This window comes from Aminobacterium sp. UBA4987 (assembly GCF_002396985.1).
GTDB classification, from domain to species: domain Bacteria; phylum Synergistota; class Synergistia; order Synergistales; family Aminobacteriaceae; genus Aminobacterium; species Aminobacterium colombiense.
Window position 1 is genome coordinate 18,949 of record NZ_DGZF01000009.1, and the last position, 16,845, is coordinate 35,793.

General features: G+C 46.4%; 18 protein-coding genes. 16 read left to right on the forward strand and 2 right to left on the reverse strand.

The features are described from left to right. The first annotated feature begins 71 nt into the window (after window positions 1–71). On the forward strand, window positions 72–488 hold the full coding sequence (locus B2U56_RS04120) for a hypothetical protein (RefSeq protein WP_013048992.1): 417 nt from the start codon (window positions 72–74) through the stop codon (window positions 486–488). A gap of 84 nt (window positions 489–572) precedes the next feature. On the opposite strand, the gene B2U56_RS04125 is transcribed toward B2U56_RS04120, so the two are convergent. Further along, window positions 573–1,739 carry a M20 family metallopeptidase gene (locus B2U56_RS04125; RefSeq protein WP_013048991.1) on the reverse strand — a complete coding sequence of 389 codons (1,167 nt, stop codon included), beginning with the start codon at window positions 1,737–1,739 and terminating at the stop codon, window positions 573–575. Between the two features lie 138 nt (window positions 1,740–1,877). On the opposite strand from B2U56_RS04125, the gene B2U56_RS04130 reads away from it, so the two are divergent. Then, the gene (locus tag B2U56_RS04130) at window positions 1,878–3,368 is read left to right on the forward strand and encodes an AMP-binding protein (RefSeq protein ID WP_286952519.1); all 1,491 of its coding nucleotides are present in this window, start codon (window positions 1,878–1,880) and stop codon (window positions 3,366–3,368) included. Between the two features lie 63 nt (window positions 3,369–3,431). Here the strand turns inward: B2U56_RS04130 and B2U56_RS04135 are convergent, their stop codons facing one another. Next, window positions 3,432–3,905 (reverse strand): ferritin family protein, encoded by a 474-nt coding sequence (locus B2U56_RS04135; protein WP_213700197.1) that lies wholly within the window; start codon window positions 3,903–3,905, stop codon window positions 3,432–3,434. Window positions 3,906–4,046: 141 nt separating this feature from the next. Here B2U56_RS04135 and B2U56_RS04140 point away from each other — a divergent pair, with 141 nt between their 5' ends. The 14 genes from B2U56_RS04140 (at window position 4,047) to pyrE (ending at window position 16,798) form a co-directional block, all read left to right on the forward strand. Further along, complete coding sequence (locus B2U56_RS04140; RefSeq protein ID WP_013048988.1) at window positions 4,047–5,066, forward strand: 2-hydroxyacid dehydrogenase; 1,020 nt, start codon at window positions 4,047–4,049, stop codon at window positions 5,064–5,066. 14 nt (window positions 5,067–5,080) lie between these two features. Beyond that, window positions 5,081–5,989 (forward strand): DMT family transporter, encoded by a 909-nt coding sequence (locus tag B2U56_RS04145; RefSeq protein WP_013048987.1) that lies wholly within the window; start codon window positions 5,081–5,083, stop codon window positions 5,987–5,989. A 122-nt stretch (window positions 5,990–6,111) separates the two neighbouring features. Further along, the gene (gene xth / locus B2U56_RS04150; protein ID WP_273015127.1) at window positions 6,112–6,897 is read left to right on the forward strand and encodes an exodeoxyribonuclease III; all 786 of its coding nucleotides are present in this window, start codon (window positions 6,112–6,114) and stop codon (window positions 6,895–6,897) included. A 15-nt stretch (window positions 6,898–6,912) separates the two neighbouring features. Continuing rightward, window positions 6,913–7,752 carry an alpha/beta hydrolase family protein gene (locus B2U56_RS04155; protein ID WP_013048985.1) on the forward strand — a complete coding sequence of 280 codons (840 nt, stop codon included), beginning with the start codon at window positions 6,913–6,915 and terminating at the stop codon, window positions 7,750–7,752. A gap of 146 nt (window positions 7,753–7,898) precedes the next feature. Next, the gene (locus tag B2U56_RS04160; RefSeq protein ID WP_273015128.1) at window positions 7,899–8,669 is read left to right on the forward strand and encodes an IclR family transcriptional regulator; all 771 of its coding nucleotides are present in this window, start codon (window positions 7,899–7,901) and stop codon (window positions 8,667–8,669) included. A 31-nt stretch (window positions 8,670–8,700) separates the two neighbouring features. After that, window positions 8,701–9,555, forward strand: a complete 855-nt coding sequence (gene panB / locus B2U56_RS04165; protein ID WP_013048983.1) for a 3-methyl-2-oxobutanoate hydroxymethyltransferase — start codon at window positions 8,701–8,703, stop codon at window positions 9,553–9,555. A 74-nt stretch (window positions 9,556–9,629) separates the two neighbouring features. After that, entirely contained in the window at window positions 9,630–10,841 is a 1,212-nt protein-coding gene (locus tag B2U56_RS04170; protein ID WP_286952522.1) for a pyridoxal phosphate-dependent aminotransferase, read from the forward strand. Window positions 10,842–11,036: 195 nt separating this feature from the next. After that, complete coding sequence (gene pyrR / locus B2U56_RS04175) at window positions 11,037–11,594, forward strand: bifunctional pyr operon transcriptional regulator/uracil phosphoribosyltransferase PyrR (protein ID WP_286952523.1); 558 nt, start codon at window positions 11,037–11,039, stop codon at window positions 11,592–11,594. Next, the gene (locus B2U56_RS04180) at window positions 11,594–12,523 is read left to right on the forward strand and encodes an aspartate carbamoyltransferase catalytic subunit (protein WP_213700384.1); all 930 of its coding nucleotides are present in this window, start codon (window positions 11,594–11,596) and stop codon (window positions 12,521–12,523) included. The genes pyrR and B2U56_RS04180 overlap by 1 nt, the downstream gene beginning before the upstream one ends. After that, window positions 12,520–13,830, forward strand: coding sequence for a dihydroorotase (locus B2U56_RS04185; RefSeq protein WP_286952524.1), 1,311 nt, complete (start codon window positions 12,520–12,522; stop codon window positions 13,828–13,830). Before B2U56_RS04180 ends, B2U56_RS04185 begins: the two co-directional genes overlap by 4 nt. Continuing rightward, on the forward strand, window positions 13,817–14,590 hold the full coding sequence (locus tag B2U56_RS04190; protein ID WP_013048978.1) for an FAD-binding oxidoreductase: 774 nt from the start codon (window positions 13,817–13,819) through the stop codon (window positions 14,588–14,590). Before B2U56_RS04185 ends, B2U56_RS04190 begins: the two co-directional genes overlap by 14 nt. Continuing rightward, complete coding sequence (locus tag B2U56_RS04195) at window positions 14,577–15,512, forward strand: dihydroorotate dehydrogenase (RefSeq protein WP_013048977.1); 936 nt, start codon at window positions 14,577–14,579, stop codon at window positions 15,510–15,512. Before B2U56_RS04190 ends, B2U56_RS04195 begins: the two co-directional genes overlap by 14 nt. Continuing rightward, window positions 15,513–16,235, forward strand: a complete 723-nt coding sequence (pyrF, locus tag B2U56_RS04200; protein ID WP_213700381.1) for an orotidine-5'-phosphate decarboxylase — start codon at window positions 15,513–15,515, stop codon at window positions 16,233–16,235. Next, window positions 16,220–16,798 carry an orotate phosphoribosyltransferase gene (gene pyrE / locus B2U56_RS04205; protein WP_013048975.1) on the forward strand — a complete coding sequence of 193 codons (579 nt, stop codon included), beginning with the start codon at window positions 16,220–16,222 and terminating at the stop codon, window positions 16,796–16,798. The genes pyrF and pyrE overlap by 16 nt, the downstream gene beginning before the upstream one ends. The last annotated feature ends 47 nt before the right edge of the window (window positions 16,799–16,845 follow it).

The window sequence follows — 16,845 nt, forward strand, 5'->3', positions numbered from 1 at the left end:
ACTTTCCTGTTTGGAATATATGCAAATGATTGTACTTGATCTGAAGAGCATAAAACAAGGAGGCGCTTCATATGGCAGAAAAGGTGTTCAGGGCCTTTTCCTTCTTTCATGAATTGAATGAAAGAAAGGATGTGTCTATTTTATGGATACCGCTCCGCGCGGAAAGGATCCGTGTTGCCCCCTATCATTTTTTGCTTCTCGACTATCATCTCATTCCTAGGCAGAACCATTCTCTCGCCAAAGGGTATTGTGACGAGTTCTTTGGCCTTCAGGAATTGACCCTTTTCCGAAAATTTATGACAGAGGAGCGTCAAATTATTGTTGAAGCTGAAGAATACACATTGCCCCTTTTATGGAAAGATGAAAACGAAAATCCTTATTACCCTATTCGATGCCACCCAGATTGGGAAAAAGTTATTTCTGTAAAGGGTAATGAAGTTATAGATCTTCCCTTTGAAGTGGATGGGTACTGGGAGATATTGAAATGAAATAAAGAAGAAATGGCGAAGATGTTTTACCATCTCTTTCTTTGAGGCCGTCCCTTTTAGGGGCGGCCTCTTTTTAATTAGCATTTATGAAAGAAATTCTGCCCTCATTTCTTCGCGAAAAAACGAATCGAGGAAGGTTCGAAGAGCTGCTCGTGCCAAAATACGAGCTCCTGTTTTCAGGGTCTCCCTGGCTTCGGGAGTTGTCACAGCCTCAGCAAAAGCTCTTGTATGGTGAGGCGTTGGCACTTGGGTAATGGCAAGTAACGGCTGAAGGGCGGGACAGTGTTGACTCACATTGCCCATGTCGCTGGAGCCTCCAGGTCCGGGAGCGCTCACTGTATCAACTCCACATTCTTTAAATATTTCTTCCATCATCTCTTCCGCAGTATGGTTTGGACGCATCTCATCAAAACTGAATTCCACATTTTCCCACTGTATCGACGTTTCACTGGCCATAGCCGCGCCTTTCGCGCAGTTAAAAGCTTTTTCCAAAACTCTATCAAGATACGTTCTCTCCATGGCTCTAAAATAAAATTTAGCAGAAGCTCTGTCTGGAACTATATTGGGAGCTTCTCCTCCGTGGGATATGATGCCATGCATTCGAACGGTTGGTTTCACATGCTGTCGAAGCATGTCAATGGCGTGAAAGAAAAGCTGCACCCCATTGAGGGCGTTCCGTCCCTCCCATGGAGCGCCGGCAGCATGGGCAGTTTGCCCCTTAAAAGTAAATTCAATGGCGTCCATGGCCAGGGATCGGTACTGCACATAGTTTGTGGTGTCATTGCAGTGGATCATCATGGCCAGATCCATGGAGTCAAAAACGCCATTTTTTGCAAGTGTGACCTTTGCGCCATTTGTTTCTTCCGAAGGGGTTCCAATGACGTAAAGAATGCCGGGAATTCTTTCAAGGAGCGGAGAGAGGGCGAGCCCGGCAAGCAGGGTCATGCCGCCATGAAGGCAGTGACCACAGCCATGGCCTATTTCAGGCAAAGCGTCATATTCTGCCAGAAGGGCCACAGACGGTCCCCTTTGCCCTCTTTGAGCGTTAAAGGAAGTCGGTATATTGCAGTATGGATAAGTTATTGCGAATCCGCTCTTCTCAAGCATGTCTTTCATTCGCCGGCTTGCTTCGTATTCCTGTCCCCCCAGTTCTGGATGGGAGGCCATGTAGAGGTTCAGATCCCAGACTGGATCTATATTTTTTTCTATGGCTTCGTCAATGAGGTCTGTATAATCACTGTAGTTTTTCATAGAAGCGCCTCCTTTTTATGTAAGAAAATCCTATCATATATTCCTCTTTTGCTCTTCTTGAGATTTCAAAGTAAAATTAGCACTGATTAGCGATGTTTTTGAACTTGGGACTCTTGATCTGGAGAATGGAGGGCTGAGATGGTTATAAGGTTAGAAAATGCAATATGGGACAGGCTTCAAGAAGATTGGGACAAACCGGTCTTGTGGTGGAGCGAAGAGTGGTGGACAGGCCAGAAACTTGGGGAATTGACAATTGAGTGTAAGAAAAAACTTGAAGATGATGGTTTTGGCAAGGGTCATCGTTTGGCAGTGATGATGCCGAACTCTCCTATGGTTTTGGCACTTTCCCTTGCAGTGTGGTCTTTAGGGGGAGCTATTGTTCCCATTAATACAAAAGCCGGAGTTCCTACTTCCATAGGAATTCTAGAGCTTGTAGATCCCTTTGCTGTTGTGCTTGGTGCCGAAATGGAGGATTTAGAGCAAGCCCTTACAGAACATTCCCTAACCTGGTGTCTCTCTCCTCTCGACGCGCCCTTTACGGCTATTGCCGGGCGTCCTTCTCTGGCTGGAAAAGAAGACCTTGCCGTAATTTTTGCCACGTCAGGGACTACAGGCCTTCCCAAGGCGGTCCCCCTTTCTCATGGGAACCTTATGCATAATGCCCAGACTGTTTTCAAGGAGCTGACAGAACTGAAAGAAGGGGATATCCTTTTGAATGTCCTCCCCAATTTCCATTCCTTTGGTTTCACGGTGGCAGGGCTTATGCCCCTTATCTGCGGCATGAAACAGACAGTATTGCCTTCTTTCATGCCCCCTCATAAAACTCTTGAAACTATATGCGTGTCTCAGACCAATGTGTTGATCATTGTTCCTACAATGTTAACTTTCCTTACCTCTTCCATTGATCATGGAGCTCCTTGCCCAAAGGGTGTGAAGCTTATCGTAAGCGGAGGAGACAGACTCAACGTCCAGCTGGATAAAAAAGTGGAGGATTACTTTGGTGTCGGAGCCCTTGAAGGGTACGGTCTGACAGAGTGTTCCCCAGTTGTTTGTGTCAATCCATCTTATGAGCGGCGCAAGCTCGGGACAGTGGGGCCCTTTATCTCTGGTTACGAATGGCGTTTGACTAACGAAGCAAAAGAAGATGTAACGTTAAAAAGAGAGGGGATCCTATGGGTTAGAGGGGCTTCGGTGACGTCTGAGTACTTTAGAGACCCGGATAAATCCGCAGACCGCTTTGACGGCGACTGGTTCAACACGGGAGACTATGTGCGTATTGATAACGAAGGGTATGTACAGATCCTTGACCGTGTGACGGATATTATCATTGTTGGGGGTTTTAATGTATATCCTCAGGAGGTAGAGGCTATTCTGCAAACTCATCCTGCCGTTGAACAGGCAATTGTTGTGGGTATTCCTCACCAGGTCAATGGAGAAGTGCCCAAGGCGTTTGTAAAAAAAACCCAGGGGATGGATCTGACACAAAGAGAAGTTATTGAATTCTGCAAGAAACATCTTGCCCACTATAAAGTGCCAAGAAGCGTTGAGTTTATGGATACTTTTCCTCTTTCCAACACAGGGAAGGTGTTACGCCGTCTTCTAAAGAAAGAAGCTTGTACCCGATCATAAATATAAAGGGCGGTCCAGCAATTATCCTGGACCGCCTTTCTCTCCGAATTTAATTTCAGGTTTCTAAAAAGCTCTGAATCCTACAACGTCTTCCCTTATAGTCATATACCGTTTTTTCGTAATATCCATATGCCCTTTCTCCATATCTTTTAGTTTATTAAATATGATAGTTGCTTCTCCAGAAGATTCGTTGGCCAAGCGTTCGTAAAATTCCATAGCTTTCATTTCTGAAAGATAAGCTGCCCCGGCAATTCGTAGAAGAGAAGTTTCTTCACCAAAGTCCTTTGTCTGTACCTTGAGCTCAGGTGAAACGACCATATTGGGATCAATGGGGCACTCCTCTCCATACATTTTCAAATAAAGCTTTTTCAGATCGTCTTCATGGTTTTTTTCCCATTCGGCAAGCTCCAATAGTTCTTTTTTAAGATATCCTTCTGTGACGTGGCCAGCCCAGAGTTTATAAAAGTTTTTAGCCTCGATCTCAGCATGAATCCCGTATCTGAGTGCTTCTTTCATTTCAAAAGGTTTCTCACTCATCCAGACCCCTCCTGTCTAAACCAAAACGTTAGATTGTAAAGCAATTATACACTTATCATCTTGGTTCTACAATAAAAGCTCATGAGATAGAAATAGTGTATGATCAAAATACCGTAAGTAGTATGGAAAAGGAGGTAAAAGATGGGTAAAAAATTAGACTCAGTCGTCGTTACCTTCTCAGCGAACTCCGAAATCCGTGAGAGAATAGAACATCCCCTTGATTCTTGGGCCCATGTCCTTTATTTAGAAGATTTCCATGGATCTGCAAGGCGGCAGGTGTTACAGAATGCCCATGTACTTCTTTCCTTTTTCTTTAACAAAGAGATCGAGAGGGAAGAGTACGATTTTTTAAAAAAAGTCGGTCTCCTGCAAACAATTTCTACAGGTGTAGATTACCTTCCCTTTTTAGATATCCCTTCCCATATTGCCATAGCCTGTAATGCTGGGGGATGGGCGTACCAGATCGCTGAACATGTATTGGCCATGACCATGGCGCTGGTAAGGCGCTTGGTACCTCTCCATGAGAAATTGGCTCGGGGCGAATTTGATAAGGATACATGGTTGTTAAGAAACCTCAAGGGGATGACAGCGGGTATTGTGGGGTATGGCGGCATAGGCCGCAACACTGCGAATCTCTTCCGGGCGTTGGGAATGAGAATTATGGCCATCAATACCAGTGGCCGAACCCAAGATACAGTAGATTACGTCGGGACGTTAGAAAATTTGCCCTATGTATTGCAAGAAGCCGATGTAGTTGTTTTGACGCTGCCCCTTACAAAGCAGACCAAAGGGCTCATTGGGGGAGAACAACTGTTGATAATGAAAAGAGACGCAATTCTTATTAATGTGGCCAGAGCCCCCCTTATTGTTGAGAAAGATCTCTATGAGCATTTACAGCGGTTTCCAGATTTTCAGGCTGGAGCGGATGTCTGGTGGAATGAACCCACATGGGGGAGGGGCGAGTTTCAATTGAACTATCCATTTTTCGAACTTTCGAACTTCCTTGGATCTCCCCATAACTCAAATTATGTAGCCGGAGCTATGGAGGACGCATGCCAGGCTGCCGCGGAAAATGTACTTCTCTTCCTTCGTGGAGAACCATGGCATGGGAAAATCCGTCGTGGAGACTATATGGATATAGATAAAAAATGTAAATTTTAAGGAGAGGGAGTTTGGTGAGAGGCGGGAATATTAGCCATCAGGAAATGGCAGGATCTCTTCTGGTTCTTTTCGCTGGCGTTTTCTGGGGTACCTCTGGTACGGCACAGGCCTTTGCACCGTCTGGGGCTTCTCCCTTTACTGTGGGAGCTATCCGTATTACAGGCGGAGGCATATTTCTTTTCATCTTGTTGATTTTTCGAAAAGGCCTCTCATGGTTGAAGGGAGGATGCCCCCTAAAGGTTCTTCTTCCCGCATCCTTGGGAATGGCAGGTTTTCAGTTTTTCTTTTTTGTGGCTATTAAAATGACAGGAGTGGCAGTAGGAACAATGGTGGCTGTTGGCGGCGCACCCATGTGGGCAGGTTTGTTGGGTTATATTATTTATAAGGAGCCGCCGGAGAAAATGTGGTATTTTTCCACTTCACTGGCTGTAATAGGGTGTGTTTTGCTGAGTGCCGGCGGGGAAGGTTTACAGACAAGTCTGCCCGGTATTTTTATGGCCTTTTCCGCAGCTTTTTCTTATGCCCTTTGCGGTATGGGGTTGAAAGGCCTTCGATTTCTTTATGGTCCGATAGAAAGTGCCGCTCTTACTCTTTGCGGAGGTTCACTTTTTCTTTTGCCCCTGCTTTTTTTCTTTGATGTTTCCTGGCTGACACAATGGCGTGGAGTGGGTGTTGCGCTCCACCTTGGTATTGTTGCAACAGCCCTGCCTTATTCTCTTTTTTCCATGGGAATTGGAATCGTTCCCGTAGCAAAGGCTTACACCCTTACTCTAACAGAACCCTTGACAGCATGTATCCTGGGAGTGTTGCTTTTGGGTGAACGCCTTTCTTTCACTTCGATTGCCGGAATCTTTTTTATCTTTTCCGGGTTGGCCTTGCTTTCCTTGAAGAAGAAAGGCGAAATTAAAGATAATGGTGGCTAGTTAAATCTCCTTCGGTGGATAGTGTGATTACTCTATAATAAGCGGAGTCAATCAACGTCCCTGCGTTTGTGAAAATAGGTAAAGTGGATATTATTCGAGAAAGGCCGGTGAGAGCGGTGACGATGTTGAAGATTGCTACTTTTAATGTTAATTCAGTTCGGAGCAGAATGCATATATTGTCTCAATGGCTTCATGATAATAGAGTGGATGTTCTCTGTCTGCAAGAAACAAAGACTGAAGACCAGTTCTTTCCAGCCTCAGAATTCGAAGCTCTGGGATATGAGGCGGTTTTTAAAGGTGAAAAGGCTTATAACGGAGTAGCACTTTTAAGTCTCCATCCCATCATGAATCCCCATTTCGGATTAGAAGATGGAGAAGAGCCTGATTCTGCCACTCGTATCGTGCGGGGAACAGTTCTGGGAGTTCATATAATAAACACCTATGTTCCACAGGGTAAATCTATAGATCATTCCGATTATCAGTACAAAATGCGTTTTTTCGATCGGCTGAAGACCCTTTTTGATAGAGAGTACTCCAAAGCAGACGATCTATTATGGGTAGGCGATATGAATGTTGCCCCTACGGATATAGACGTGACCAATCCTGGTAACAAGAGGGATCATGTTTGCTTTCATGAAGACATAAAAAAGAAGTTTGAAGAAATAAAAGCCTGGGGTTTTATAGACGTCTTTAGAAAATACCGGCCAGGAGAAGGAGAGTTTTCCTTTTTTGATTATAGGGTTAAAAATGCTTTAGAGCGAAATATCGGCTGGAGAATAGACCACATTTTAGCTACTTCTTCCCTTGCCCATCGATCAGAAGACTGTTATGTAGACAGAGGTCCGAGAGGTTGGGAAAAACCTTCTGATCATGCTCCCGTTGTTGGTGCTTTCAATATTGATGAATAGAGTGGTGATTGGCTCATGTATCGTCCCTGTATTGAAATTGATCCTGAAATAGAGGATTGGTGCTATCCTCCGTCTATGGAGGCCCTTGATTTTGTTTCGGAGGGAAGTCACCTTTACGGCGTGATCTATATAGCCCAGGGGATACCTCCTCATCCGACCATTCTGTTTCTTCATGGTTTTCCGGGCACAGAAAAAAATTTAGATCTTGCTCAGGTGCTAAGGCGGGCGGGGTTCAACACCGTGGTTTTCTCATATAGGGGGTGTTGGGGAAGCCAGGGCTTTTATTCTTTTTCCCATGTTATCTCTGACTCTATTAACGCCGTTCGTTACTTGCAAAGTGATTTCGCCCAGAAGAATTATGGGGTAGATCCCGAACGCATTCTCATCTTTGGGCACAGTATGGGTGGGTTTGCCATGGCTAAAGTTGCCGATGCCATGCCGGGTATACGGGACTTTTGTTTTATTTCAGGATGGAATCTTGGATTTGATGGAAAAAATGGTTTAAATGATTCTGAGAGCCAGAAAAAACTTGATCTATTATTGAAACTCGGCGCTCCTCCGCTCCATGGAACCAATAAAGAAGCATTGCTTGAAGAAATTCGCTGTCACTTACATGACTGGGACATAGTGAACTCTGCTTCTTCCTTTATCAACCGCAATATTCTTGTTTTAGGGGCGAAAAACGACAACATCACACCCTTGCGGACAAATCATGCCCCCTTTGTAGAAGCTCTCAGAAAATATAACAATGAAGGGACAAAAGAAATAATAATGAATACGGATCATTCCTACTCTGACTGTCGTGTAGCCCTGGCCGGGCATATTTTAGACTGGCTTGAAAGCCTTGGTTATTGACTGCACCTGATCAAGATTGCTTCCGTGGAATGATTTTTAAAAAGATGCCTTTCGGGGCATTTTTTTATATTTGAATACGAGGTGAGCATGTGATATAATCTCATTATATAAAATAACGTTCTCATGTTATGAGAAGAGGTGATGTGGTGCCTGCTAAGAAATCTGCACCTTCTTTTAAAAGCCTTCATCGTGCCCTGGCTATTCTTTCTAGTTTTTCCTTTAGTCGCCCGAGGCTTTCGGCATCAGATATTGCTTCCTATACGGATATTCCTAAATCTACTGTGCATCGTTTTTTACGAATTTTTGTGGAGCAGGGATTTTTAGAAGAAACAGAGTCACCAGGGCAGTTTGCTCCAGGACTTAAACTTTTTGAGCTTGGGAACATCGTTCATCAAAATCTTGATGTTCGGCTAAGCGCTAAATCTCCTATGGACTGTCTGGCAAAAGCGTACAACACAACAGTGCACTTAGTAATTCGAGACAGGGATGAGGGTGTATACGTAGAAAAAGTGGAGCCAGTGGGGCAACATGTTCATTATTCCAACATTGGCAAACGAATTCCCCTTTATTGTACCGCAGCAGGGAAAATACTTCTTTCAGATTTAACTGATGAGGCTATTTTTAGCCTTCTTCCTTCTCGACTTCCTTCCCTTACCCCCCATACTATTGTGGAAAGGGAAGTTTTGCTCAATGAGATCCATAAGGTGCAAGAAAAGGGCTGGGCGGAAGACAACCAGGAGCTGGAGCTGGGATTGTGCTGCGTAGCTGTGCCTATAAAAGATCATCAGGGACACATCGCGGCCGCCATGAGCACTTCTGGCCTGGCTGCTTCTTTCGGTCCAGAAAGAAAAAGTGAACTTATTAAGGGATTGCAAGGGGCCTCAATGGAAGTTTCAAGGCAGCTTGGCTTTCCCTGATCATTCAAATGAACTAAGGAGGCGAGTAATTATGGCAAAGAAAAAAGGACGTTTGGAATTTGTCAAAATGAAACAGAGTGGCGACAAAGTTGCATGGGTTACAGCTTACGACTTCCCAACGGCTTCATTCGCAGAGCAGGCAGGCATGGACATGATCCTCGTGGGAGACTCTCTCGGGATGGTTGTTCTTGGATACGAAGGTACGATTCCTGTGACTATGGATGACTGCATTCGCCACTGCCAGGCAGTCCGCCGCGGAGCCCCCAACACCTTCTGCGTAGGGGATATGCCCTTTTTGTCCTATCAGATCTCTGATGAAGATGCAGTAAGAAACGCAGGCCGATTTATGAAAGAAGCAGATATGGATGCTGTAAAACTTGAAGGCGGGCGTCGGGTTATCAGCCGTATCAAAGCTCTGGCCGATGCTGGCATTCTGGTAATGGGACATATTGGCCTGACTCCACAGAGCTCTGGTCAGCTTGGCGGATTCAAGGCTCAGGGGCGGGATCCCGAGAGCGCAAGAGAGCTGATTAGAGATGCCTTGGCCATACAGGAGGCTGGAGCCTACTCTATACTCCTTGAGGCTATTCCACCAGAGTTGACAGAATATATTGCAAAGAAACTTGAGATTCCAGTGTACTCCATAGGAGCAGGTGCGCCTTGCGACGGCCAGCTTCTGATCTGCGGAGACATGTTAGGTCTTTTCGAGGCTTTCACTCCGAAATTTGTTAAGAAGTATGCTAATTTGGCAGAAGAAGAGATTAGAGCCTTTAAGGAATATGTTGAAGACGTGAAGACTGGGAAATTCCCCACAGATGACCACGTGTACCACATTCTGCCAGGCAAAGAAGAAGAATTTGCTGCCATGCTTAAGGAGTTCGAATAGAAATACCTATAAAAGAAAGTAAAGGCGGTCTGGCATTTAATGCGGGGCCGCCTTTATTGAAAAGGAGGAGCTTTATGAAATTCTCTCAGCGTATTTGTTCAATGCAGGCTTCGCCTATCAGGAAACTGGCTCCCTATGCCGCAGAAGCAAAAGAAAAAGGGAAAAAAATATATTTTCTTAATATAGGGCAACCTGACATTAAGACGCCGCAAGCTTTTTTTGATGCGGTAGGGGATTTTAAAAACGAGGTGCTGGCCTACGGCTCTTCTGAAGGCGATACTCGACTCATAGATGCTATTTGTGACTATTATAAGGATTATGGTGTGGAGTTCAGAAGAGAGCATGTGTTCATTACAGCAGGGGCCAGTGAAGCCATAGTCTTCGCCTTTGCGGCTCTTTGTGATCCGGGAGATGAAATATTGGTTCCCGAACCCTTTTATGCCAACTACAATCCTTTTAGCCAATGGGTAAGCGCCAAGATCGTGCCCATTACTACACGGGCAGAAGAAGGATTCAGGCTTCCCTCTGTTGAAAGCATGGAAGAAAAAATTACCCCGCGTACAAAAGCCATAGTTATGTGCCACCCAGGAAACCCAACAGGGATTGTTTACACTAGGGAAGAGATGGAGCGAGTCGCTGCTTTAGCTCGTAAACACGATTTCTTTATCATCGCAGACGAAGTGTACAGGGAGTTTGTGTATAACAATCTTGAGTACGTCAGTTTTGGGAACTTGAAAGATGTGGAAGACCGTGTCGTTATTTTAGATTCCGTTTCAAAGCGATACAGCGCATGCGGCGCCCGGATTGGTTGTGTTATCAGTAAGAATAAGGAGCTTATGGCTCAGATTCTTAAACTTTGCCAAAGCCGCACCAGCCCTCCCACCCTTGACCAGGAAGGTGCCGTTGCCCTTTATTCCACCCCTAAATCCTATCTGCAAGAAGTGAACAAAGAATACGAGAAACGAAGAGACATCATGTACCGGGCACTCAAAGATATGCCAGGTGTGATTTGTGAAGAGCCTAAAGGCGCTTTCTACATGATGGTAAAACTCCCCGTGGACAATGCTGAAAAGTTTATTGTATGGATGCTTCAGGATTTTGATCTTAATGGGGAGACTGTTATGGCGTCTCCAGGTGAGGGCTTTTATGCAACTCCGGGGTTAGGCAGAGACGAAGTCCGCCTGGCTTATGTCTTGAAAGAACAGGATTTGTCCAGGGCGATGGAAATTCTAAAAGCAGGGCTCGAGGCTTATCCTGGAAGAACGGCGCCAGTTATAGCAAACTAGCAAAAACTTTTTGTGCAACCGCTTGCATTAAATCTTTTTTCCTGTTACACTTTCTCAGAACATTTGAGGAGGATATGAGTATGGCGGGAGTAAGGGGTTTATTCATTGCGGAAAGAAATAAATTGAACAAGGCCATGGGCCGTGAAAACGGCTTGTGGCCTTGTTTTTTGTTCTGTCAGGAAAAGGGGGATAGGAATGGCTCTTATTGAAAAAGCAATTGTTATGTCAGAAGGAGATATGGAACGCATCCTTCGCCGAATCGCTGTAGAAATAGTGGAAAGGAATAAAGGCCTTGAGGATGTGGTGCTTTTAGGTATTCAGCGTCGAGGCGTTTATTTGGCTGGCCGCCTTCGCAGCATTTTGAAGGAAACAGAGGGAGTAAAGGTTCCCGCTGGAGAGCTTGATATCACCCTCTATCGAGATGACATTACAACATTGCAAGAACAGCCCATCGTGCATAGCACCTCTATTCCGGTAGATATTGCGGGGAAAAAACTTGTTCTTGTGGATGATGTGCTTTATACAGGCCGAACTATACGGGCAGCCCTTGACGCCCTGATGGATCTGGGGCGGCCTGATCGAGTGCAGCTTGTTATCCTCGTAGACCGGGGGCATAGGGAGCTTCCCATTCAGGCGGACTATATCGGGCGAACTGTTCCAACGTCTAAGGCTGAAATAGTTGAGGTTAGGGTCAGGGAGCTTGATGGTGAGGATAAAGTAGTGATTTGTGAAAGAAACGGGGGAGTAGCGTGATGCAGTGGAGGCATAGGCATCTTATTTCTCTTGAAGACTGGACAAGAGAAGAGCTTGAGTTCTTTTTAGGCCAGGCGGACTATATGGAAGAACTGATGAACCGCCCCATAAAAAAAGTTCCCGCTTTGCGAGGGAAGATGATCGTCAATTTCTTTTTTGAAAGTTCTACGCGAACAAGGGTTTCTTTTGAGCTCGCTGAAAAGATGCTTTCGGCAGATGTGGTCAACTGGTCTACTTCGGGATCAAGCGTGAGTAAAGGGGAGACTATGAGGGATACGGCCTGGACCCTTGAAGCCATGGGGGCTGATGCAGTGGTAATACGTCATTCGGCCGTAGGAGCGGCAGACTATCTGGCCAGAAAGCTTCATCGGGCCTCCGTTTTTAACGCTGGAGACGGAACAAATGGACATCCCACCCAGGCTTTATTGGATCTTCACGCGGCACGGCGCCGTTTTGGCAAGCTTGAGGGAAAAAGAATGGCTATTGTTGGCGACGTTCTTCATAGCCGCGTAGCTCGAAGCGACATTCAGGCCTTTAGTAAGATGGGAGTGGAAGTTGTTCTCTCCGGACCTCGTACATTAATGCCTTTGTACCATAACGAACTCGGAGCCGCTTACGAGCCCGATCCTAAAAAGGCCGTTGCAGGAGCCGATATGGTATATCTCCTCAGAATTCAGAAAGAGCGGCAGGAAGAAGGATTAATACCCTCTATAGACGAATATCACAGACGATATGGAGCTACAGAAGAACTTGTTGCTCTGGCAGATGCCGATGCAGTGGTAATGCATCCTGGTCCCATCAACAGAGAGGTGGAAATAGCCTCATCTGTGGCAGATGGGGATAGGAGCATTATTTTGAAACAGGTTCGAAGCGGTGTCGCAGTTAGAATGGCGCTGCTTTATTTGTGTCTGGGAGGTGTACGCAATTGATCTTACTGAAAAACGCCCGCATTTTTGATGGAAAAGAACTCAATGAAGAAAGCGCGGATGTATTGCTGAAGGGGACCACAATAGAGAAAATAGCACCTTCTATCAATATAGAGGAAGGAATGCAAGTTATAGATCTTGATGGGAAAATACTTGCCCCAGGGTTTATTGACCTTCATGTACACTTCAGAGATCCTGGTTTTGAATGGCGTGAAGATATAGAGAGCGGTTCGAAGGCCGCCGCCGCTGGAGGATATACTACGGTCGTAACCATGCCAAACACTGACCCTGCTGTAGATACACCGGCCCTCGTAAAGTACGTATTTGAGAGAGGGCGCCAGGCTGGGGGTGCCAGAGTTTTGCCGGGAGCCTGTGTCAGTAAGGATAGAAAGGGAGAATTGCTGGCAGAACTGGGGCTTTTGCGTGAAGCCGGGGCAGTTCTTTTCACTGAGGATGGCGCCCCGGTTCGTACGTCCAAGCTTCTTCGTACAGCTCTTCTGTACTCTAAAGATATCGGTGCCATCATTATGGAGCACCCGGAGGAAATATCTCTCACTGAAAAGTGCCAGGTCAATGAAGGGCGAATTTCATCTCTGAGCGGCTTGAAAGGCTTTCCCCACTCCGCTGAATATATTGATATTGAGCGTGGAATAGCTTTATGCCGAGAGACAAAAGCCCCAATTCACTTCACCCATGTAAGCACATCTCTTGCTTTCAAGGCCATAGCAGAGGCAAAAGATGAAGGGTTGCCGGTAACATGTGACGTAACCCCCCATCATCTCTCCCTTGATGAAAACAATGTTATCGTGAGCCGGTATCATTCCGTATATAAGGTCAATCCACCCCTTCGTAGCCGGGAGGATGTAAAAGCTGCCTGGGCAGCTGTAGCTGATGGCACCATTGATGCCATAGTTACCGACCATGCGCCATGGCATGAAAACGAAAAAGACCTCCCTTTCGAAGAGGCCCCCTTTGGCATTGCTTCCCTTGAGTGCTCTGTGGCCGTAGTGCTTGATACATGGCTCAAAATGGGGAAACCTGTTTCTTTGTCCAGAGTCCTTGAACTCTTCACATCCGGACCAGCGGCTATCCTTCCAGAAGAGTGGCGAGGCCTGGGGCATATCGCTGAAGGCGCTGTGGCGGATTTGACGATTATCGACCTTGACGAATCAAAGGTGGTTGACGTGTCCACCTGGAAAAGCAAGGCCCGCATGACACCATGGAATGGGGAAATCCTGACTGGTTGGCCGGTCATGACCTTCCTTGAGGGCCGATTATTTGATGGGGGAGGGAGTTATGGAGAGAATTGACCATAACGGGACAATTTTAAAGGTAAGACTTATCAGTTCAGAAGTTATAGAAGTGGTGCTTCATTGTCCAGCTGTCGCCCTTTCTGCGAAGCCTGGCCAGTTTGTCATGCTTAGGCTGCGGGGAGTTCTTGACCCCCTGTTAGGGCGTCCTTTCGCTATAGCTGCTACTGAAGCGGAAACTGTGACACTCCTGGTCCAGGTTGTTGGCAAGTTTACACATCTTTTAAAGACACTTCCACCGGGGACAAAAGCGAATTTGCGCGGCCCCATGGGGAACGGGTATCTAGAGAGGCCATCGGATAAAAAAATTATTTTTGTTGCTGGAACAGTGGGGGCTGCCCCCCTTCTTTTTGCCTTGCAGTCTTTTCCTGAGCTTAAGAAAAGGGAGTTTGTTCTTGGAGTTCCAGGAAAGGGCTGGGGAGGTTTTGTCAGTTATGTAGAAGAGAAAACACAAAATATAAAGGTTTGTTCAGACGATGGAACTCTTGGAATCAAAGGAAACGCTCTTGCGGCATTGCCAGAAACCCTTGGTAATAATGAGGAAATATGGGCCTGTGGCCCTCTTCCCATGCTTAAGGCCATGGCCCGGAAGTACATAGAACAGGCAGGTCAGGTGAGGGTCAGCCTTGACATGAAGATGGCTTGCGGTATCGGCGGGTGTCTAGGGTGCGTTATTTCCACTGATAAGGGGCCTAAGCGTGTATGCGTTGATGGTCCTTTTTTCATGGCAAAGGAGGTCGACTGGAATGACATGGAGTAGGCTCTCAGACACTCTAGTTGGCATTCCTCTTAAAACGCCGGTAATTATTGCTTCAGGGGTCTGGCCCTACGATGCGGATCTTTGGGATAAAAACAATCTGGATGGTGTTGGTGCTATTTGCACAAAGGCGGTGAGCAATAAGTCAAGGCGAGGCAATACAGGAGTGAGGGTATGGGAAACATCCTGTGGCCTGTTGAATAGTATCGGTCTTCAAAACACTGGTGTTCACGACTTTCTGCAGAATGCTCTTCCCGTGATCAGAAAAGGTGGAATGCCTTTTTTTGTGAACGTTGTCATGGAAAGTATAGAAGAAACGCAGGAAACTCTGAAGGCCCTGGCTGAACATGATGACATTATTAAAGGAGTAGAATTGAACATATCCTGCCCCAACGTGGATGGCGATGGAATGGCATGGGGAGTTTCTCCGGAAAGTACGGCACAGGCGGTTGCGGCATCCCGATCAGTGTGGCAGGGGTCTCTTCTTGTAAAATTGACTCCCCAGTGCCACGATCCTTATGGCGTCGCACTGGCTGCTGAAGCTTCGGGGGCAGATGGGCTGGTCGTTGCGAACACCTGGCTGGGTATGGCTATTGATATTAATCAGTGCCGGCCTGTTTTTAACAGAACCTTTGCAGGTTTTTCAGGGCCGGCGGTTTTTCCCCTTGCATTACGGCTGGTCTGGCAGGTCTGCGAAGCCACCTCTCTCCCGGTTATTGGCTGCGGGGGTGTTTCCACGTGGCAGGATGCTCTATCTATGATCCTTGCTGGAGCGAGTGCCGTAGAGCTGGGAACAGCTATGTTTGTGCATTCAGATATGCCGCGGTCTATTTGCAAGGGGCTGGATGCCTACCTTGAAGGCCATAAGATTGATCATATTCGTGAATTAAGAGGTAGGGCCCAAGCTCGGAAAGGAGTTTTTTAAATGGAGGAGAAAGGCCAGGAGCGTCTCATATTGGCCCTTGACGTAGAAAACCTGGAGGAAGGCCGTCTTTTGCTTGGGGTTTTACAGGGCGAGCTGCGATACATAAAAATAGGACATCAGCTCTATGCAAAGGGGGGACTCCCCTTTATTAGAGAAGTAATGTCTATGGGCTATAAGGTGTTTCTGGATCTGAAAATGCACGATATTCCCAACACTGTCCGCATGGGGGTTGAGGCTTTGGCCAATGAAGGCATTTGGGCCCTTACCCTTCATGGAGCAGGAGGAAGGGCTATGCTTGAAGAGGCTTGCAACGGCCGGGACAATGTTGGTGGAGAAATGATCCTTTTAGGAGTTACTGTATTGACAAGCATGAATAATGAGCTTTGGCAGGAAGTCACTCCAGGATGTTCTATGGACCATGCCCTTAGAGCCAGATCCACTGTCTGTGCTGAAGCAGGTATTGATGGTCTTGTCTGCTCTCCTCTCGATCTGCCCATTATTAATGAAACGAGGGGGAAAGAGCTTATAAAGGTGGTGCCGGGAATCCGTCCTTCAGCGACAGGGGATGATCAGGCCCGTACAGCGACCCCCAAAGGTGCTATTATAGCAGGAGCAGATTTTCTTGTAGTAGGCCGTCCTATTTTAAAAGCTGAAAATCGTCTGGAAGCTCTACGTAACATACTGAGCGATATAGGGGAGGGGTTGCGATGGAAAGAGGATTAGTAGAAGAGCGTATTCAAGAAATGATGCGCGATAGCGGGGCCCTTCTAGAGGGGCATTTTCTTCTTACTTCTGGTTTGCACAGTGCTTTTTATTTGCAATGCGCCCTTCTTTTACGTTTTCCAGCCTATGCTGCTTTTGCAGGAAAAGAAATAGCCCGCTTAGTTCAAAAACTCCAGCCTACTGTGGTAGTGGCCCCGGCCATTGGTGGACTCATTATTGGCCATGAAGTTGCGAGAGCTTTGGATATCCCGTTCATTTTTTGTGAAAGAGAAGATGGGAAAATGCGTCTTAGACGTTTTCCTTTCCCCGAAAAAGCTGGAGTTGTTGTAGTTGAAGATGTTATCACAACAGGGGGGTCTGTGGAAGAGGTAGGCACCCTCATGGAAGAAAAGGGAGCGAAATGGCTGGCAACGGCTTGCATCGTCAACCGCAGCGGTGGAAAACATATTTTGCCCCATGATCCCCTTTCCCTTTGGAATCTTTCTTTTCCAGTTTATAGTCCGGAAGAGTGTCCCATGTGCTCTAAAGGAATTCCCTGTGTAAAGCCTGGGAGCCGAAAATAAAGAAAAAATCCAAACGATAGAAGATGTTCTCAGTGAAGGATTGGAGA